The following is a 19352-nucleotide window of genomic DNA, read 5'->3' as shown; positions in this document are numbered from 1 at the left end:
CACCGGGAACGGACCCGGAACGTACAGAAGGCTCGCCCCATGACGCGCACCACACCACACGACCGCACGGCGCCACCGACGAACGGGGGCCCGCAACGCGGCGTCACCGCCACGACGTTCGCCGTCCTGCGGCGGCATCGGGGGGCTCTGGCGGGTGCGACGGTACGCATCGTCGGCCTGTCCGGACTGACCGGGCTGCTGATGACAGCCGCGATATTCGCGCTCGCCTGGCCCGTCTTCACCCGTATGCGGAACCAACGCATCTGGTACCACCACGTCGAGGATCCCTACCTGCACGACCACACCGACCTGGCACTGGTCGCCCTCTGCACGCTGCCGCTCTTCCTGCTCCTCCTCGGCGCCGGCAGCGCGGCGCTGCAGAGCGTGTGCTCCCGGGCCGTCACAACGGGAACTCAAGCGTCCTCGGAGAGGGACTGGCCGCGGGCCGCGGGCCGCGGGCGCCTGCGACCGGTACTCACCGTGTACACACTGCGCGGCCTGGTCGTCTGGCCCCTGCCGCTGCTCGTCAGTGCCGTGGCGAACAGCCTCACCGGCTCCCATCTCGACACCGACGAGCAGATTCTGGCGCCCGGATCGTGGCCCCACACACTCATCGCGGCCTCCCCGGCAGCGGCCATCTTCGCCGCCGTACTGCTGCGCCTCGCGCTCGCCCTCGCCCCGGCCGCCGCGGCCGACGGTCTCGGCCCCCGGGCGGCCCTGCGCCGATCCTGGTCGCTGATGTGGACACGCGCCGGAGGAGCCCGCGTCCTCGCCCTCGCGCTGCCGCTGGCCGCGCTCACCGCCGGGGTGCTCCGGCTGGCGGTGCAACTCGCCCTGCCACTGCGGCCTCTCGTGCGAACCCTCCTCGAACAGGCCACGGGAAACTTCTTCGCCGCCTACTACGCCGGCATCCTCGCCCCCGTCATCGTCGGCATCCTGGTCACCGCGGCCCTGACCCTCCCCCTCACGTACACGGCCTTCGCGGCCCTCCACGACCACCTGCGGTCGCCCCACACCTCTCCCCGACGTACCGGGGACGAGGCCTGAACACACCCAGCTTGGCGAAGACTCACTGCTTTTCCCACACGGGTACCGACGGCAGACCCAGTTGCGCGCGAGCGCGGTCGGTGAGTTCCTGCACCAGCGCCGTCTTGGCTCGCGCATACTCACCCGGCCCTGTGCCGGCGGCGACGAGCGCCCGCTTGAGCTGCGCGTATCGGGTCGCGTCCTCCGGGTGGGCGCGCAGGTGGTCCCGGAAGATCCGCTGGTTCCGGGTAGGCCAGCTCTCCAGGGTCACCACGTGCAAGATATGACTGCGGACCCCCTTGTCTGCGCGGACGTACAGCAGCCGGTCGGTCATCCCGTTGTCGTGCGGGTGGAAGCCGAGGCCGGCGAGCGCCGCCTGGTGGGGTGCGGCGTGCGTGAGGTCCTGGACGGCGGCCATCAGGTCGATGACGGGCTTGGCCGCCAGTCCCGGGACAGCGGTCGAGCCGATGTGCTCGATCTTCACGAACAGTCCAGGTACCGCTGCCCGGAGAGCATCGATGGCGGCAGCGGCCTGCCGGGGCCAGCTCGGGTCGTAGTCTGCTACGTGGATGCCACTGGGCTCTGACACGGCCGTCATCCTGGTCAACGCACGCTGCGATGTCCACCGGACTTCGGGGACCAGGGCGTCTTAAATCAGTGGAGCGGCGGCACCGTGCGCCATTACTGTGCTGCCGAACCGAGTCGCCCAGTCAAGGACGTGCCGTTGTACACCCTGTGAGTTTCTCCGAGCGCTGATTCGTCGCGCGTCGCGCCTGCGCGCCGCGCTGCTTTTTGCTGCGGACTTCTCACTGAAACCGGTGTACTTCTGTGCTCAATCGCTGGGTGGTCATGCCCACCTGCCTGCCGACCGTTCTCCGCCGTTGCCACGCCTGCGCGTCCGAGCGCTTCCGGGCGAACGGCAAATTTCGCGTCAACGCACACCACAAGCTCCTCGACGCCTGGCTCCTCGTGCTCTGTACCGCTTGCGGGGAAACGGCCAAGCTCACGGTCTTCGAGCGGATGAATGTGCGCTCCGTACGACCTGAGCTGCTGGACCGGATGCACGACAACGACCCCGGCCTGGCAGCCGAGTTGCTCCAGGACCCGGTCGTGCGGCGCCGTAATCGCATCGCGCTCGACTGGGACAACGTCTGGCGCCTCGACACCGGCGGATCGGATCACCTGGACCGTGAGGTCATCGATGTCTCGGTCCGCTTTGCGGCGCGGATCCCGGTCCGGCCGGTGCGGCTGATCGCTGACGGCTGCGGTCTTTCGCGGGCCGAGGTCGAGAGGCTGATCACGGAGGGGAAGCTCGTTTCGGCAGTCCGGCTGAGCGGCAAGCTCTCCGGCGACTTCACCTTCACGCTCAAGCGCTGAGCCCTCCCCCGGGCCCAGGGGCCTGTCCGGCAAGATCCGCCGGACAGGCCCTGATCGGGCGCCCGCGACGCAGGTGGGCGCTCGAATGCCCCTACTCCCGGCTCCCCGCCCTTATCGGCGCTCAGGGCTGCGGATGCCGAGCGGTTCTCACCGGCGGTGGACGCTGACGGCGTAGCCGCCGCCGTCGTAAGGATCAGCGTTCCAGGTGGCGAAGCGGTCAACGAGGGTGAGGCCGGCCGCGGCGCAGTAGTCGTCGTACTCCGACAGCGTGATACTGGGCGGCACAGGCAGGTGGGCTGCGTCCAGGCCGAAGCCGGCGACCATCAGACCGCCCGGTCGCAAGGCCGCGGCCAAGCGCCTGACCACCGTGGCCTCGGTGCCGGCAGCGAGCAACGGAAAGATGTTGCCCGCAGCGACCACGAGGTCGAAGTCCGCCGCGATGCCGAGCCGGCCCGGCTCGAACTCGGCCAAGTCAACCTGGAACCAAGGCAGGTCCGGCGCCTGCTCCCGCGCGACTGCCAACATCGACGCATCGAGGTCCACGCCGACACAGTCGTACCCGAGCTCCGTCAGCCGGATCATGACCCGGCCCGTACCGCACCCGGCGTCCAGCACCCGCGCTCCGGCGGGCACGAGAGCGGCGCAGAACCGCGCCTCGCCGTGCACGTCCTTCCCGCTACGGGCCAGCGCCGCGAACCGTGCGGCGTAGTCATTGCCGAACGTCTCGCCGGTCAGCTCCTTCCAACGGCTCATGAGGCCAACTATAGATCGCTGCGACCAGCTCTGCCCTATCTCACCAGGCATCCTGCCCCTCTCCTCCGCCCGCTTCGGGCAGGTGGGGCGGCCCCCGCCGTGTTCCGGGCGGATGGATAGCCTGGGCACGTCAGCGAAGATCACAGAAGGGTGGAGCACATGGCAGACATCGTGGAGACGGCGGCGCGGAAGGTCTTCGAGCGCTACGACGTCGACGGGGACGGCCTGGTCACCGTGGACGAATACCGCAAGGTCGTGGCGGAGTTGGAGGGTTCGGAGATCACCGAGTCGGAGGCTCAGGGGCTGATCGACTCGCTCGACACCAACGGCGATCGCCAGATGTCCTTCGAGGAGTTCTGGGCAGCCATGAGTGGCTGACACCGTCGGGTCCGGCACGTGAGCGTGCCGGACCCGACCAGTCATCGCACCGGTTGCAGCGTGTGACCGTCACCGCACGTCTGCCCTTCGCCACAGTTCGGGCGCCTTCTCCTGCCACGAGCAGCTGACGAGCACGGTCAGCTACTTCTTGCACCCTACGGTGGGCCGCTGCGCAGCATGAGAACGGCGCTGCACGCGGAGTGCAGCGCCGTTGAGTGATCCGTGAGGCATGCCGAGGCTGAGCGCCCCGAGGCGGTCAGGCCGTCAGTGCGTGGTTACGATGCGTCGTTCACCCAGAGCTGGTACTTCCCGTTGACGGCTTGCAGTCCCACTGGGAGTAGGCGGAATTCTTCCCGTCGGCGTAGCACTCGGCGTGCGTGCGATAGGTGCCGACGTAGATCCACGAGTAGGCGCCCGACGCCACGGCCGTCGTCGTGCTGGTGTCGGAAGACACCGGAGCGGCCTGCGCGGTGGCGGCCGAAGTACCGGTCAGCAGGGCGGCCCCCAGCGCGGCACCGGCAAGCGCGAGACGAGTACGCATGTTGTTCCCTCCATGAGGCCGAGGTGGCTGTCGGGACGATCCTTGGGCAAGGCGAGCGCGGTGGGAACGGAGAACGGGTGTCCCGGACACCCACCTCGTGTCCATGCTGGTCAGCCGCCTGTCCCGGACAGTGTCCGACGGTCGGCGCACCCGGCCGCGCCGGTGGCGGATCCGCTGCCGCCAGGCTCAAAACCGCTGGTCAGTGGCCAGGAACGAGGCGGCGGAGTGGCGCAATGTTGCGGCAATACCGCTGTACGGAAGCCGGGCTAGCGTCCCTGGCATGTCACTCGACCGTGTCCGCGAACATCCGGCTCCCCTCGCCGCCGCACGCCGGCGGAGGCTCCGCGCCGACCAAGCGCTGCAGCTTGCGGACCTGCTGCGCCGCCAGGTGCTCGCCGGCGGCTTCGACCGCGACGGAGGCGTGCTCCCGCACGAGGACACCTTGCGTGCCGCCTACCGGGTCTCGCGCAACACCGTTCGGCAGGCCCTGGACCTGCTGCGCGCGGAGCAGCTCGTGGAGCGTCAGCCGGGGCTCGGCACGATCGTGGTCGCGCGGAAGTACTCACACGGTCTCGACCGGCTCCAGGGCCTCGCCGAAACGCTGCGCGAGCACGGCCGGGTGACGAACGAGGTACGGACCGTGGGCCCCGTGCCCGCCCCCGCCTGCGTGGCGGACCGGCTGCGGCTGGCGGGTGGGGACGGCGCCCAGGTGCTGTACGTGGAGCGGCTGCGGCGGTTGAACGGGCTGCCGCTGTCCTTGGACCTCACCTACATCCCGATGGACATCGGCATCGAACTCCTCGGTGCCGACCTGGAGAACAACGACGTCTTCCGGCTTCTGGAAGAGATCACCGGCTGCCGCCTCGGGACGGCCCAGATCACACTGGAGGCCGTCAATGCGGACGCGCACTCCGCGGCGGTGCTGCAGGCCCCGCGCTCGGCCGCCGTACTCATGGTGGAGCGGTTGACGCACCTGTCCGACGGGCGTCCCGTCGACCTCGAGTTCATCCACTTCCGTGGCGACCGCATCAGCATGAGCGGGGTGTTGCACCGCGCTGCGTAGACCGCCTGCCCATACCCCCCGTACTTCGCCGTAGAACCACACCTCGCAGGAGATTCCGTGGCCCTGGTGCCTCAGCGGGCCGACGTGCCCGTGACCATCGACGAGTCCCAATGCATCGACGGCTGCACGTTGTGCGTCGACATGTGTCCTCTCGACTCGCTCGCCATCCACCCCGACAGCGGCAAGGCGTACATGCACGTGGACGAGTGCTGGTACTGCGGCCCCTGTGCCGCCCGCTGCCCCACGGGGGCCGTCACCGTCAACATGCCCTACCTGCTCCGGTGAGAGGAGCACCAGTGATGCCCAGATTCCTTTCGAGTCCGTATGCCCGTACCACCGCGACCGCCGCACTGCTCTTGCCGCTCGCGGCGTGCGGGAGCGGCAACAGCACTGGATCCGACGGCGGTCCTGTGACCGTGACCGTCGGCTACCAGTCCAAAACCATCAACACCGTCACCGCGGGCACCCTGCTCCGAGCGCGCGGCTACTTCGAACGCGAACTGCGTGCGCTCGGCAAGCGCGAAGGCCGTACGTACGAAGTGAAGTGGCAGGACTACGCCACTGGCGCCCCCATTACGGCACAGATGACGGCGGGCAAGGTCGACATCGGTTCGATGGGCGACTTTCCGCTGCTCATCAACGCCGCCCGCGGCGAACAGCTCGGCAGCCCCAACCGGCTGGTGTCGGTCACCGGGTACAACACCAAGGGCGCCCTCAACACGATCGTCACCCGCCCGGGTTCGGGGCTGAAGAACGTCGAGGACCTGCGCGGTAAGAAGGTGTCCACCAGCGAGGGATCCGCCGCGGACGGAACACTGGTACGTGCCCTCGGTCGTGCCGGGATCGCCCCCGAGAGCGGCATACGCAAACTCAACCAGCAGCCCGCGGTCGGCGCGTCGGCACTGGAATCGGGCAGCGCGGACGCACTGTCGCAGTTCGTCGCCTGGCCCGGGCTACTGGTCCACCGAGGAGAGGCCAGAGCACTGTACGACGGGGCCGAGCTGGGCCTTCCGACGTTCCACGGTGTGACTGCCCGCGGGGAGTTCGCCGAGGACAGCCCGCGGGTGGTGCGCGCGTTCCTGCGGGCACAACGCGCGGCGACCGACTATCTGCACGACGAGCCCCTCGCCGCGGCTCGCCAGGTGGCGAAGGCGACGGGACTGCCCCCCGAGGTCGTCCACCTCTACAACGGCGCCAACGGCATCGCCACCTTCGACCCCACCATCAAGCCGGCATTCGTCGACGCACTGAAGAAGGACGCGTCGCTGCTCCGCAAGCAGGGCGTCATCGAGAAGGTCGACGTGGACGCCTTTGTCGATGACAGCCATCTGAAGTCGACGTACGGGAAGGCGAGCGGCTACCGCAGCGCACTGCGTAACACCTCCAACCCGGCCGCGCTGCCCGGTGACCCGGCCCTCGCGGGCGAGGTGTGGCTCAAGGGTGCCGACAGCACACGCGCCTTCAAGGACCCGACCGCGGTACTGCGCTATGTCGCCGCGCACCGTGCGGAGGTACGTGCCGCCTACGTGCCGGACGCGAAGACCGGTACGCGGTGGTTCGCCGAGGCGGCCGTGTGGGTGCAGGACGCCAATGGCGCACTGCACCCGTTCGTCACCTCGTCCGCGGCGCGCTTCTGGAGGGCGGAGCACAAGGGCGCGCGTACCGTCAGTTATGCCACCGCGCTGAAGGCCGCGGCCGAGGGGCGGGCGGAATGAACAGCGTTCCGAAGCTCCTGAGCAGACGGGCCCTTCCCAGCAAGATCACCTCTGTGCGGGCCCGGTCGCTCGCGCTGCGCACCGTCTCGCTCCTCGCCGGGCTGGGGCTGTGGCAGCTACTGACCACCCTGGACGTCGAACTGTGGCTGCGCTTCGGGCGGTTGCCGTCCGCCACGGACGTCGTCTCCGCGTTCGGCGCGCGCGTCACCGCGGACGCGTACTGGCGGGATCTGGGCAGCAGCCTGACCCGGGTGCTGGCCGGGTTCGCCCTGGCCGCCGTCGCGGGCATTGCCACCGGTGTCGCTCTCGCCCGCTCCCGTACGGTGTCCGACCTGCTGCGCCCGTTGCTCGAAGCGGCCAGGCCCGTGCCGGCGATCGCCCTGGTCCCGGTCGCCATTCTGCTGTTCCCCAGCAATGAGCAGGGCATCACGGCGATCACCTTCGCCGCGGCCTACTTCCCCGTCGTCGTCAGCACCCGGCACGCCGTCCGCGCGCTGTCACCCAACTGGGAGGAGGCGGTGCGCACCATGGGCGGCGGCCGCTTCCGGGTCCTGGCCGGTGTTGTCCTGCCGGGCGCGCTGCCCGGCGTCTTCGGCGGGCTGTCCGTCGGCATCGGGGTCGCCTGGATCTGCGTGATCGCCGCCGAGATGATTTCCGGTGAGTACGGCGTCGGTTACCGCACCTGGCAGGACTACACGCTCGTCGACTATCCGGGGGTGTTCGTCGGCATGGTGACCATCGGCGCACTGGGATGGCTCACCTCCTCGGCCGTAGAACTTCTCGGCCGCCGCGTCACCCGGTGGCTGCCGCAGGACGATGCCGAGAAGGGAGCCCGCGCATGACCGACACGACCACGACCACGGACGTGGCCACGGCCGCCACCGAGCCCGCAGCACGGCAGACCGTCGACGGCGTCCGCCTGACGGTCTCCGGCGGCACTCTGGGACACCGCGGAGCCGGCGCGGACCCCGTTCTGCGCGGACTGGAGCTGACCGTCGCGCCCGGGGAACTCCTCACCGTCGTCGGTCCCTCCGGCTGCGGTAAGTCGACGCTGCTGCGCACCCTCGCAGGGCTGCTGCCCCCGCTGCGCGGCACCCTCAGCCAGGACGAGCGTTCCCTCACCGGTCCCTCCGCCGACCGGGCCCTGATGTTCCAGGACGACGCGCTGCTGCCCTGGCGCAGCCTCCTCCGCAACGTCGAACTCCCCCTCGCCATCCGCGGCGTGCCGCGTACGAAGCGCCGTACACAGGCTCAGGACTGGCTGGCCAGGGTCGGACTGCGGGGTTACGAGAAACGCTGGCCGCACCAGGTGTCCGGCGGTCAGCGCCAGCGCGCTCAGCTCGCCCGGGCACTGGCGGGAGCGCCGCGCGCCCTGCTGATGGACGAGCCGTTCGGCGCCCTCGACGCCCAGACCCGCGCCGCGATGCAACAACTGCTGGTGGACGTCGTCGCGGACAGCGGCACCACCGTCGTCTTCGTCACCCACGACGTCGACGAGGCCCTGTTCCTCGGCGACCGCGTCGCGCTCCTGCGGAGTGCACCGGGCGACGGTGAGCAGCCCGTGCGGCTGTACGACGTCCCCCGGCCCCGCGACCGTACGGCGCACGAGCACCCCGACACCCGCGCTCTGCGCCGCGCCGTTCTTGACGCCCTCTGATCCCCGCCCGCGCACTCCCGGAAGGCCGCTTCCCCATGTCTGCTCCTCCCGATTCACCGCCCCACGCTCCGTTCCGGATCCCGGACATCGCCGACGCCGACGAGCTGACCTGCGACGTCCTCGTCATCGGCGGCGGCACCGCGGGTACGATGGCCGCCCTCACCGCGGCCGAGCACGGCGCCGACGTCCTCCTGCTGGAGAAGGCACATGTGCGGCACTCCGGAGCCCTCGCCATGGGCATGGACGGCGTCAACAACGCGGTCATCCCCGGCCGTGCCGAACCCGACGACTACGTTGCCGAGATCACCCGCGCCAACGACGGCATCGTCGACCAGACCACGGTCCGCCAGACCGCGACCCGCGGCTACGCCATGGTCAAGCGGCTGGAGAGCTATGGCGTCAAGTTCGAGAAGGACGAGTACGGCGAGTACGCCGTACGCCGGGTCCACCGCTCCGGCTCGTACGTGCTGCCCATGCCCGAGGGCAAGGACATCAAGAAGGTCCTCTACCGGCAGTTGCGCCGACGCGAGATGCGGGAACGCATCCGCATCGAGAACCGGCTGATGCCCGTCCGCGTCCTCACCGCGAACGGGCGGGCGGTCGGCGCCGCCGCCTTCCACACCCGTACCGGCCGCTTCACCACCGTCCGCGCGGGCGGTGTCATCCTCGCCACCGGAGCCTGCGGCCGGCTCGGCCTTCCCGCCAGCGGTTACCTCTACGGCACGTACGAGAACCCCACCAATGCCGGCGACGGCTACGCCATGGCCTACCACGCGGGTGCCGACCTGACCGGCATCGAATGCTTCCAGATCAACCCGCTCATCAAGGACTACAACGGCCCCGCCTGCGCGTACGTCGCCAACCCCTTCGGCGGCTACCAGGTCAACCGGCACGGTGAACGCTTCGTCGACTCCGACTACTGGTCCGGCCAGATGATGTCCGAGTTCGCCGCGGAGACCGCCTCCGACCGCGGTCCGGTCTACCTCAAACTGAGCCACCTCCCACAGGAGTCCGTCACCGCCCTGGAGAACATCCTCCACACCACGGAACGCCCCACTCGCGGTACCTTCCACGCCGGACGCGGCCACGACTACCGCACCCATGACATCGAGATGCACATCTCCGAAATCGGGCTGTGCGGCGGCCATTCGGCGTCGGGCGTCCGGGTCGACGACCACGGCCGCACCACCGTCCCCGGGCTGTACGCGGCCGGAGACCTCGCCTGCGTCCCGCACAATTACATGATCGGAGCCTTCGTCTACGGCGAACTGGCCGGCGCGGACGCGGCAGCGTTGCGGCCGTACGAGGGTGAACTGGACCGGCAGCAGCTCGCCGAGGCGCACGAACTCATCTACCGGCCGCTGCGCAACCCGCACGGCCCGCCCCAGCCCCAGGTCGAGTACAAACTCCGCCGCTTCGTCAACGACTACGTCGCACCGCCCAAGAGCGGTGCCCGGCTCTCCCTCGCGATCGAGGCATTCGACCGCATGCGAGCCGACATCGCCGAGATGGGCGCCACCACCCCGCACGAACTCATGCGCTGCGCCGAAGTCTCCTTCATCCGCGACTGCGCGGAGATGGCGGCCCGCTCGTCACTGGCGCGTACCGAGAGCCGCTGGGGCCTGTACCACGAGCGCACCGACCACCCGCGGCGCGACGACGAGGAGTGGCTGTACCACCTCGACCTGCGCAAGGGGAACGGCGGGCGGATGGAGTTCACAGCCCGTCCCGTGTCGCCGTACGTCGTTCCCCTGCCGGACTTCACACCGACCGGCGGGCCGTCGCGCCACATCGGCCAGGTCCACCCCGAACAGGTCGCCACGGCAGGCCCGCGCGAGCGCGCGCCGGAAGCCCGGATCACCACACCCGCGCACGCGCACCCCCACCCCGGTCCGGCAGCGGACCTCGCGGACTCCCCACGTATCCTGGAGCTCCTGGCCCTGGCCGATACGGCGACGGAACTCGCCGAGCTGCGGCCGTACTTGAACGACCCCGACCCGGCCGTCCGGCGAGCGGCCGTCGCCACGCTCACCGAGACAGCCCCCGACGGTACGGGCCTGGCGCTAGCCCATGCCCTCCGCGACGAGGTCGCGGACGTACGGCGGGCGGCAGCGGAATCACTGCGCGAAATGGTCGAGGTCCTTGACCCCGGCCCCGCGCTGCGGGACGCCCTGACCACCGCACTGTCGTCCTCGGACGCAACCGTCCGAGCGGCCTCGCTCGACATCCTGCGTGCCCTGCGCCTGGGGGAACCGGGACACTACGCGAAGGCCCTGCGGGACACGTCGGTGGAGGTACGCCTGGAGGCGGTCCGGGCTCTGGTCTCGGTCGACGCGGGCGGGGAACTGGCGTTGGCGGCCCAGGACGAGCGGCGCGAGGTACGCGTGGCGGCCGCCAGGGCCCTCGGCACGGTCGGCGGCGATCCGGACGTCCTGCGGGACCTGTTGGTCCCGTTCCTGGACGACGCGGACGTGCTCGTTCGTGCGGCGGCCTTGGCTGCCCTCTCCCGATGCGGTTGCGTCCCGCCGTACGACACGGTGGCCGCCGAATTCCTGCGCACGGAAGTCTCCTGGCAAATCCGTCAGGGCGCGGCGACGGCCCTGTCGTCGGCAGCCGTTTCCGTGGCCTTGCCGGCGCTGCGTTCGGCGTTGGGTGACCCGCACGCCGATGTCCGCAAGGCGGCCGTCCTCGCGCTGCTGGATCATGCCGAAGGCTCGTCCGCGGCGCGCGAGGCGCTGCGTTCCGCGACGGCGGACGCGGATGCCGATGTGCGGGCCTACGCCAGGAGCGCGGGTAGTTGAGCGAACCGGGGAAGCCGTCCTGGTGACGTTGCGAAAGGGCCGGAGCGTCGGGGAGGGGGCCGGCCCTTTCAGTCGTCGGCGAGCGGTCAGACGCGGTCGGCTGCGATCAGGACGTACTGGAAGGAGCCGTCCTTGTAGGAGTTGATGAACGCCTCTTCGATGCCGGTGACCAGGGAAGACGTCGCTCGCAGCTCCCAGTAGGGCAGGGTCGCGGCAGTCAGGTCGATGACGGCCTGCGGTACGAGACGGTTGTCGGCCATGGCGCGCAGGTACTCCCGGCGGGAGTGGATGTTGCACTCGAAGTGCGCGTTGATCTGGGAGACCCACTTCGAGGGCTGGCCGTGACGCGGGTTCCAGCAGCCGGTGATGGTCACGTAGCGGCCGCCCACCCCGAGGATGCGGGAGTGCTCGGCGAAGAGGTCGTGCAGGTCGACGTACATGGTCGACTCGTTGTTCCACGAGGCCGCGGCCTGCCCCGTCCTGAACGGCGTGTCGAGCATGTTGCACACACGCGCCCGGACGTGGTCCTCGATGCCGAGTTCGTGGGCGCGCTGGTTGGCGAAGTCGGCCTGCTTGGCCGACAGGGTGACGCCCTCGACCTTGCATCCGAACCGTTGGTGGGCCATGACCATCGAACCGCCCCGGCCGCAGCCGGCGTCCACGAGCGTGTCGTCACGCCCGATGGAGCCGAGATGGTCCAGGAGGTATTCGGCCTGCGCCGACTCCAGGCGGTGGAGCTCGGCGATCAGCTTCTTCTCGTAGTCGCCGGCGTCGGCGTCCCCGAGGGCGGCGTGGTCGACGTCGCCGATGCCGTAGTGGTGGTGGTAGAGCCCGTCGACGTCGCCGAGACGCAGGTTGACGGGCCTGGCCTCCTGATCCCAGTAACGGGCGATCTCACCCTGGTAGGGCGATGCCGGGGCGGGGACGAAGGCGGAGGTGCCGTTCATGGTGCTGAACTCGGTGCTGGTCACAGATAAGTCCATTCCTCTTACCAGAAGTCGGGCAGGCTGTAGCGGTAGGTGTTGGTCTGGTGCCAGTAGTGGTTGCCGTCGACCCATACGGCCACTCCGCGCAGGAAGCGCAGCACGGTCGGGACGGGGCAGTCGCTGGCCAAGGCTGCGGCCTCGGCTTCGAAGCGGTGCATGAGGTCGTTGTGGACCTCGACCGCCTTCAGGTAGGCGTCCTTTTCGGAGAGGCCCTCGCGTTCGGCGATCACCACGGGCAGGTTCAGGTGCGTGCCGGGGCTCTTGAGTTCCTTGGTGTACGAGTACAGGTCGTTGACGATGGTGGTGGCGTTGCCGGCGAGCGCGATGACGCGCTGCATGGCGGGCTGCGCGTGCAGGTCCGCCGGCAGTTCGTAGCCGCCGATGGTGTCGGTGATGGTCGGGCAGGGGCGGAAGTTGTTGAACTGACGCATCGCCAGGTACTCCCACACCTCGGGCACGTGGTCCGTCTGGGCCCAGGCGGCCTCCGCGAGGTACCCCAGGTGCAGACGGCCCATGTCGTGCCGGTACCGGTCGGCCTGGGAGGGGGTGGCCGTCTCGAGGAAGTACGCCATGGCGGAGCGGTACGCGCGCCTAGGGGCGTCCGACTGGAGCGACTCCAGCCACGCGGGCTCGTACTCCTCCGTCGTGTGCAGCGGGTCGAGAGCCGTGTGCGCCAGCAGGAGGCGGCTGCCGAGACCGATGGGCGAGCCGCCGTGGTCCTCGCAGTAGCAGTCGTCGACCGCGTTCTCGGCGACCATCAGCCGCGTGGCGATCATGACGTGCTCGACGGTGGGCGCGTCCGGATGACAGGCGACCATGTACCGGCCGACGGAGAAGCCGTCGAACTGGTCCTCCCACTCCGGGGGATAGACCTGGGCCTCGTCCACCGCCCATGCCTTGATCCTGCGGCTGACCTCCTCGACCCGCGCCGGGTCGGGCTCCGGGATCGGGTGGTAATAGAGGCCCGGGATCGGGTTGCCCTCCGCCGCCGGCTCGGGCTCCGGTGTATCGGGCTCCGGCGGCGCCGGAGGCGTCTCGAACTCCGGTGTCTCGGGCGCCGGAGGCTCCGGCAGCTCCTCGCGCCGGGCCAAGTGCAGGCTCGCCGTCCCCAGACCACTGGGGCCACGCAGGATCCGTTCGAGAGCGGGGTTCGGTCCGGGCAGGCTCGACGGCAGGGGAGGACTCCCGGAATCGGGCATCCGTAACTCCTTGGTGAGGTGGGTGTGCTGACCCCGATCCCGGGCCTGCTGCCCGGCTCGGGAAGGGTTCGGGCGGTGATGGCCGCCGGACGGGGCCTTTAGTCGCGTCTGCGCGCGCTCTGCGCCGGCCACGCTGCGCCGGCCACGCCGTAACGGTTCTGCGGCTGGAGGCGAAGGCAGTCAACGGCCATCGGGCTGGCTCTCCTTCGTGAGGTCGGTGATCGGCGTAGCTGGCGTCAGGCGGCGAAAGAGGAGAAGAGCTGTGAATATCTGGTAATCGAGAACGAATATCCGAGAATCCGGCTGTCCGGACACCAGGAAACAATAACGATCGGCACGGCCGGCTCGCCCGTGAGGCCGTTGGAGTTACCTCGATGCAGTGACCTTGCTCCGCATGGGGTTTATCCGGATGACCGATGGCATTCGGACTACGTGGCCGAGAACACGTTTCACGCACGGCAGGGTTACCCCATCCGGCACTCACCTTTGCCACCTGCGGCCTGATTTGGCAGCCCACGGAATCACGAATCAGGTACCGGCTTTCTTGACGGTCAGGAACACGGCAATAGCCGACCGCCCGCCGCGGAGGTGACACGGCGAAATCAGGTCATGTTCCGTCGCCGGACTGTTCGCGGAGCGCGCCTACCGGCAGCGCGCCGATCCCCTGAGCCGCCTGACCGTGGTGGCGCCGGACGGCAGCGCGGAGATCCTCGCCCGAGGACGCGCGCGGCGGTCCGTCGGCACCTGGCCCGCCCTACCCCGTACCCGCTCCGGCTCTCCGCCCCTCCCACGCCCGGTTCCTGCCCGGCGGGCGGAAGGTGGCCGAGGTGCACGCCTCCCGGGACGGTCCACTGCGGGGCACCGAGGTACCGACATCGCTGCGCTGCGGAGAGTGAGGCGCGGCGGAGGATCACCGCGGCGCTCGCGCTGACGGTGACGCTCGCGGTAGCGGGCTGCGGGCCGGATTCCGGCGGCCGCGCGGGCGACGGCAGCGGGCACAGCGATGGCAGCGGGCGCGGCCGTGATGGAGGGCGAGTTCGACATCCCGCTGCGAGCCATCGCCACGGGGCCGGACGGTGCGGTGTGGTTCTCCCCGCAGCTTCAGTGCGGGGAGCGAAGAATCTGACCAGCATCGTGTCCGCCCGGGGCGGCGGCTTCTGGCCGGTGGACCGCGACACCGGCCAGAAGCCGCCGCTGCACACCGCCCCGTTGGACCACCTCTTTCTCTCAGGCGGGCACCGCGGTGGCACGGGCCAGAACGGTGCTGAGGAGGCTTCCCGCCTCGGCCAGGGCCGTCTCGTCGATCCCCGTCGTCAGTCCACGCGCGTGGAGATGGGCGACCAGCTCTTCGGTGGCCAGGTTGCCGTGGGCACCTGGTGCGAAGGGACACCCCCCGAGGCCGCCGAGCGCACTGTCGAAGCGGACAACGCCCAGGCCGAGCGCGGCATCCACCGTGCGCAGCGCCTGCCCATGGGCATTGTGCAGATGGAGGCCGACGGTCAGGTCGGGGAAGGTTTCCAGCACAGTGGAGAGGCAGTGCACGACGTGCTCGGTGGGGGCGGTGCCGAGCGTGTCGGCGAGTCCGATCCGGCGGGCGCCCAGGTCGTGGAGGCGACGGACGACGTACAGCAGGCGCTCGGTGGGCAGCAGGCCCCCGTCGAGGCCGACGAACGCGGTGGACACTCCCGCCTCGACGGTGAGGGACGGCGGCAGGACGGCGAGGGTCTCGCCGATCTCGTCGAGTGCCTGGTCGACACCGCGCCCGGAGTTGGCGACGCTGTGGCCGGGGTCGGCGGAGACGACCAGGCGCAGCACGTCGAGCTGCCCGGCCGCGTACGCCGCCGCGCCGCGCCGGGCGCCGGTGGGGCTGAGGGCGAGACCGGCGACTTTGGCTTCCGGAGAGCGCGGGAGAGCTGCGAGGAGTTCTTCGGCACCGGCCATCTGCGGTACACGGCGGGCCGAGACGAAGGAAGCGGCCTCGAATTCCGGGATGCCCGCGGTGGCGAGGGCCCCGGCAAGGGCGACGCGATCGGGGACGGGTACGAAGACAGGCTCGTCCTGAAGTCCGTCTCGCAGCACAACGTCGGTGACGACCACATCGGGAGCCGAGCTGCCCGCAGATTTGCCGGCCGAAGTGCTGTCGAAGGTGGCCATCGTCAGATCACCTTCCGGTCGCGCAGTTCTTTGATGCGCGTTTCACTGAGGCCGAGGGTGCCGGTCAGTACTTGCTCCGTGTGGCTGCCCACTTCGGGGCCGAGCCACTTGACTCCACCCGGGCTGCCGGGCAGTACGGGGACGACGCCCGGAAAGCGGACCTTCCTGGTCTCGTCCGCGATGTCCACCTCGAACTCCTGGAGCATGCCCCGGGCCCGGTATTGCGGGTCGTTCACAATGGTGGCGGCGTTGTGGACCGGCCCGGACGGCACACCGGCCTCGGCAAGGGCGTCGAGGACGTCGGCCATCGTGTGACGCCCGGTCCATGCGGAGAGGGCCGCATCGAGTTCTTCGGCGCGCGCCGCACGGCCGGGGGCGTCGGCCAGGGCCGTGTCGTCGGCGAGGTCGGGACGCCCGGCGGTGCGCATGAGCCGTACGAAGATGCCGTTGCCGTTGCCATTGATGACGACTGACTGACCGTCACGGCAGGGATAGATGCCGGACGGGACGACACCGGGCAGAGAACCCTCGGTGCGCTCGCGGACGATCCCGTACGCGTCGTACTCGGGAACCATCGCCTCCAGCATCGAGAACACCGCTTCGTACAGGGCGATGTCAACGACCTGCGGCCGGTCGGGCTGGTGCCCCCGCGCCCGGCGCAGCAGCAGCATGAGCGCACCGATCACGGCGTACAGCCCGGCCGCGGTGTCCGCGATGGCGGTGGCGGACCGCACGGGAGGCCGGTCGGGGCTGCCGGTGATGTGGCGCAGGCCGGCGAATGCCTCGGCGACGCCGCCGAAGCCGGGGCGTTCCCGGTACGGTCCGGTCTGGCCGTAGCCGGAGATGCGGACCAGGACGAGGTCGGGGTTGGCCTCGGTGAGGCGTTCGGGGCCCAGGCCCCAGCGCTCCAGGGTGCCGGGGCGGAAGTTCTCGACCACGATGTCGCAGTTGCCGGCGAGCTGGAGGGCGATGTCGCGGCCTTCCTCGCCCGAGAGGTCGAGGGTGATGCAGCGCTTGTTGCGGCCCAGGGTGCGGAAGAGCATCGAGGTGTCGCCCGGAGTGCCGCGCCAGCGGCGCAGCTCATCCCCCGTGCCCGGGCGTTCGACCTTGATGACCTCGGCTCCGAAGTCGGCAAGGATGCGGGTCGCGAAGGGGGCGGCTATGTAGTTGCCGAGCTCCAGGACACGGATGCCTTCCAGTGGCGCAGGTGCTTTCGTGGTCTCGGTCTCCGTCTCGGTCTCGGTCTCCGGAATGCGGGTGGGCGTCTGGTCTTGCGTCATGGGAAGTGTCCTCCATGGCGGGAAAGCCGCCTCTTGAGTTCCCAATATGTGGGAATTACCATGCGCCGTATGGATCATGTGGAGATGCGGGTCACCGGTGTCGGCGTCCTCGACAAGGCGATCGCGCTGCTCGACGCGGCGGAGCAACAGCCGCAGACCGCAGCCGAGTTGGCCCGGCTCTTCGGCATGTCCGTATCGACCACGCACCGGCTGGCCGCCGCCCTGGAGGCGCACGGCCTGCTGGTGCGGGACGAGGAGGGCCGTTTCCGGCTCGGAGCCCGGTTCGCGACCTCCGCACTGAGCGAGGTCGGCACGCCGTACCTCACCGAACTGCGCGACGCCACCGGGGAGTCGGCCCAGCTCTGGGTGCGCCGCGGCGAGAGCCGGTTGTGCCTCGCTTCCGTCGACTCGCCGCACGAGCTGCGGATGACGGTGCCGGCGGGCGGGACGATCCCGCTGCCGCTCGGCTCCGCCGGACAGGTCCTCGCGCATCCGGCCGATGAGCCGCGGCCCGACTGGCGCGAAAGCGTCGGCATCCGCACCCCGGGCGCCGCATCGGTCAGCGCGCCCGTCCTCCTCCAGGGGCGCCCGGCCGCTGCCGTCTGCCTGTCCGGGCCGATCCAACGCATCGGCGACCGCCCGGGCGAACGGTACGGAACCCTGGTCGCGGACGTCGCACGCCGGATCGCCGAGGCACTCACCACCTGACGAGCCACCTCCTTGTGTTTTCCCATTATTTGGGAAGCACCATTCAATATCTGAGCCAGACCGTAACCACCCGCTCCCCCTCTCGACAAGGGGCCGGGCGCACAAACTCGTCCGCGGACATACGGGCTCCGATCGTTCCGCTGCCAAAAACCGACGTACAACGTCTTGTGAGGCACACGACGCCCCTCTACGGTCTCCCCCGAAGCGCACCGCCCATTGACCACTCAGTTCCCGTTATTTGGGAACAGTCAAGGTGACGTGCCGCCGTTGCGCCGTCGCGGGCGCCCGGGCAGGCCCGTGACCGGAAAGGGCTCTGCCCATGGTCCAGGTACTGTCGCTCATCGCCCTCGTCGGGCTGTTCCTCGTGGCCACCCTCACGCCGATCAACATGGGGCTGCTCGCATTTGTCGCGGCCTTCGTGATCGGTGCTGCCTCCGGCATCCCACTCGACGAGGTCTTCGCCGGTTTCCCCGGCGACACCTTCGTCCTCATCGTCGGCATCACGCTGCTCTTCGGCATCGCCCGGGCCAACGGCACGATCGACCTCGTGGTCACCGGTGCGCTCCGGCTGGTGCGCGGGCGGCGCTGGGCCGTGGTCTGGCTGATGTTCGCCCTGGCCGGCGTACTGATGGCCCTCGGTTCCGTGCTGGCCGTCGGCATGCTCGCACCGATCGCCATGCCCATCGCCCACCGGTACCGGATCAATCCGCTGCTCATGGGCATGATGCTCAGCCATGGCGCGTTGGGCGCCGCGTTCTCACCGATCACCGTGTACGGGGCGTTCACCAACGACATGGCGGCACGGGCCGGGCTCCACATCAACGCGCTGCTGCTCTTCGCGGTGGTGTTCGCGCTCAACTTCCTGTTCGCGCTCGCGCTGTTCCTGGTACTGGGCCGGGGCCTGCTGCGCCGCGAGGCGGACGGTGACACCAGTACCGACCGTGTCACCTTCCCGGACGTCATCGGCGGCACGGGCCCGCAGCCATCGGGCGGCCGCACGACCGGTACGAGTACAGGAAGGGGTACGGCGACCACCGTGCCCCCCGCCACCGCACTCGAGGTCCCCACCGCCCGCCAGGAGGCCGAAGTCGCCCCGGTCCGGCTACTCACCCCGATCCGCCTGCTCACCCTGGTCGGCCTGGTCGGCCTGGTTGTCGGGGCCGGCGTCCTCAGGATCGACGTCGGTGTCGCCGCCCTCGTCATCGCAGCGGTCCTGCTGCTGGTCGCCCCGCAGCGACACAAGGAGGGCATGACCGACATCAGCTGGTCGGCGGTGCTGCTGGTCAGCGGAATGATGACGTACATGACCGTGCTGACACAGAATCACACCCTCGCCACGCTGGGGGACGCGGCCGGCGCACTCGGCTCTCCCCTGTCGGCGGCGCTGCTGCTCTGCGTGGTGGTGGGCATCGTGTCGGCGTTCGGCTCGTCCCTCGGCACGCTCGGAATCGCCCTGCCGATCGCCTTTCCGCTGATCGAGCAGGGCGGAATCAGCGCTGTTGCGTTGGTTCTGGCGCTGGCATTCTGCTCGACGGTTGTCGACGTCAGTCCGTACTCGACGAACGGCGTCATCGTCCTCGCTCAGGCCCAGGTCCCGGACAAACAACGCTTCCAGCGGAAGATGCTGGCGTACACGGGGCTGGTCGTCGTGGGGGCACCACTGCTGGTCTGGCCGGCGATGCTGGTGCCGATGTCGCTGTGACGCCGTGTCCGG

The 19352-nt window shown here is 69.8% G+C and carries 18 protein-coding genes and 1 pseudogene; 12 read left to right on the top strand and 7 right to left on the bottom strand.

Annotated features, from left to right (window positions below; translation table 11 throughout):
• Positions 1-39: 39 nt before the first annotated feature.
• The gene (locus tag IG84_RS0108470) at positions 40-1047 is read left to right on the top strand and encodes a hypothetical protein (RefSeq protein WP_051861516.1); all 1008 of its coding nucleotides are present in this window, start codon (positions 40-42) and stop codon (positions 1045-1047) included.
• Positions 1048-1069: 22 nt separating this feature from the next.
• Here the strand turns inward: IG84_RS0108470 and IG84_RS0108465 are convergent, their stop codons facing one another.
• Entirely contained in the window at positions 1070-1615 is a 546-nt protein-coding gene (locus tag IG84_RS0108465) for a GrpB family protein (RefSeq protein ID WP_382467388.1), read from the bottom strand.
• A 239-nt stretch (positions 1616-1854) separates the two neighbouring features.
• Between IG84_RS0108465 and IG84_RS0108460 the strand changes: the two genes are divergently transcribed.
• The gene (locus IG84_RS0108460) at positions 1855-2403 is read left to right on the top strand and encodes a DUF1062 domain-containing protein (protein WP_031053330.1); all 549 of its coding nucleotides are present in this window, start codon (positions 1855-1857) and stop codon (positions 2401-2403) included.
• A gap of 147 nt (positions 2404-2550) precedes the next feature.
• On the opposite strand, the gene IG84_RS0108455 is transcribed toward IG84_RS0108460, so the two are convergent.
• Positions 2551-3156, bottom strand: a complete 606-nt coding sequence (locus tag IG84_RS0108455) for a class I SAM-dependent methyltransferase (protein ID WP_031053328.1) — start codon at positions 3154-3156, stop codon at positions 2551-2553.
• A 159-nt stretch (positions 3157-3315) separates the two neighbouring features.
• Here IG84_RS0108455 and IG84_RS0108450 point away from each other — a divergent pair, with 159 nt between their 5' ends.
• Positions 3316-3534 carry an EF-hand domain-containing protein gene (locus IG84_RS0108450; RefSeq protein ID WP_031053325.1) on the top strand — a complete coding sequence of 73 codons (219 nt, stop codon included), beginning with the start codon at positions 3316-3318 and terminating at the stop codon, positions 3532-3534.
• 289 nt (positions 3535-3823) lie between these two features.
• Here the strand turns inward: IG84_RS0108450 and IG84_RS0108445 are convergent, their stop codons facing one another.
• Complete coding sequence (locus IG84_RS0108445; RefSeq protein ID WP_031053322.1) at positions 3824-4075, bottom strand: hypothetical protein; 252 nt, start codon at positions 4073-4075, stop codon at positions 3824-3826.
• Between the two features lie 280 nt (positions 4076-4355).
• Here IG84_RS0108445 and IG84_RS0108440 point away from each other — a divergent pair, with 280 nt between their 5' ends.
• From IG84_RS0108440 to IG84_RS0108415, 6 genes are read left to right on the top strand one after another with little or no spacing between them, the layout of a single operon-like run.
• A complete protein-coding gene (locus IG84_RS0108440; RefSeq protein WP_031053319.1) occupies positions 4356-5138 on the top strand; it encodes a GntR family transcriptional regulator in 783 nt (260 codons plus the stop codon).
• Positions 5139-5195: 57 nt separating this feature from the next.
• Positions 5196-5423 carry a 4Fe-4S dicluster domain-containing protein gene (locus IG84_RS0108435; protein WP_031053317.1) on the top strand — a complete coding sequence of 76 codons (228 nt, stop codon included), beginning with the start codon at positions 5196-5198 and terminating at the stop codon, positions 5421-5423.
• A 14-nt stretch (positions 5424-5437) separates the two neighbouring features.
• Positions 5438-6853: an ABC transporter substrate-binding protein gene (locus IG84_RS0108430; protein WP_037799620.1), complete on the top strand. Its 1416-nt coding sequence runs from the start codon at positions 5438-5440 to the stop codon at positions 6851-6853.
• A complete protein-coding gene (locus IG84_RS0108425; protein WP_051861515.1) occupies positions 6850-7695 on the top strand; it encodes an ABC transporter permease in 846 nt (281 codons plus the stop codon). The genes IG84_RS0108430 and IG84_RS0108425 overlap by 4 nt, the downstream gene beginning before the upstream one ends.
• A complete protein-coding gene (locus tag IG84_RS0108420) occupies positions 7692-8510 on the top strand; it encodes an ABC transporter ATP-binding protein (protein ID WP_031053308.1) in 819 nt (272 codons plus the stop codon). Before IG84_RS0108425 ends, IG84_RS0108420 begins: the two co-directional genes overlap by 4 nt.
• Before the next feature lie 35 nt (positions 8511-8545).
• Positions 8546-11311, top strand: a complete 2766-nt coding sequence (locus IG84_RS0108415; protein ID WP_031053305.1) for a fumarate reductase/succinate dehydrogenase flavoprotein subunit — start codon at positions 8546-8548, stop codon at positions 11309-11311.
• 86 nt (positions 11312-11397) lie between these two features.
• Here the strand turns inward: IG84_RS0108415 and IG84_RS0108410 are convergent, their stop codons facing one another.
• Both IG84_RS0108410 and IG84_RS0108405 read right to left on the bottom strand, forming a co-directional pair.
• Entirely contained in the window at positions 11398-12294 is an 897-nt protein-coding gene (locus IG84_RS0108410) for a geranyl diphosphate 2-C-methyltransferase (protein WP_051861514.1), read from the bottom strand.
• Positions 12295-12299: 5 nt separating this feature from the next.
• Positions 12300-13576: pseudogene (locus tag IG84_RS0108405) on the bottom strand (family 2 encapsulin nanocompartment cargo protein terpene cyclase).
• Between the two features lie 923 nt (positions 13577-14499).
• On the opposite strand from IG84_RS0108405, the gene IG84_RS42580 reads away from it, so the two are divergent.
• On the top strand, positions 14500-14622 hold the full coding sequence (locus tag IG84_RS42580; RefSeq protein WP_281179328.1) for a hypothetical protein: 123 nt from the start codon (positions 14500-14502) through the stop codon (positions 14620-14622).
• A gap of 101 nt (positions 14623-14723) precedes the next feature.
• Here IG84_RS42580 and IG84_RS0108400 read toward each other — a convergent pair whose 3' ends face one another.
• Positions 14724-15650, bottom strand: coding sequence for a beta/alpha barrel domain-containing protein (locus IG84_RS0108400; RefSeq protein ID WP_051861513.1), 927 nt, complete (start codon positions 15648-15650; stop codon positions 14724-14726).
• A 2-nt stretch (positions 15651-15652) separates the two neighbouring features.
• The gene (locus tag IG84_RS0108395) at positions 15653-16930 is read right to left on the bottom strand and encodes a CaiB/BaiF CoA transferase family protein (RefSeq protein ID WP_078648686.1); all 1278 of its coding nucleotides are present in this window, start codon (positions 16928-16930) and stop codon (positions 15653-15655) included.
• 69 nt (positions 16931-16999) lie between these two features.
• On the opposite strand from IG84_RS0108395, the gene IG84_RS0108390 reads away from it, so the two are divergent.
• Together IG84_RS0108390 and IG84_RS0108385 are read left to right on the top strand one after the other, a co-directional pair.
• Positions 17000-17638, top strand: coding sequence for an IclR family transcriptional regulator (locus IG84_RS0108390; RefSeq protein WP_037799617.1), 639 nt, complete (start codon positions 17000-17002; stop codon positions 17636-17638).
• 319 nt (positions 17639-17957) lie between these two features.
• Complete coding sequence (locus IG84_RS0108385) at positions 17958-19340, top strand: SLC13 family permease (RefSeq protein WP_031053286.1); 1383 nt, start codon at positions 17958-17960, stop codon at positions 19338-19340.
• The last annotated feature ends 12 nt before the right edge of the window (positions 19341-19352 follow it).

Source organism: Streptomyces ochraceiscleroticus (assembly GCF_000720485.1).
Lineage (GTDB): Bacteria > Actinomycetota > Actinomycetes > Streptomycetales > Streptomycetaceae > Streptomyces > Streptomyces ochraceiscleroticus.
This window is presented reverse-complemented; position numbering and strand designations above follow the sequence as displayed.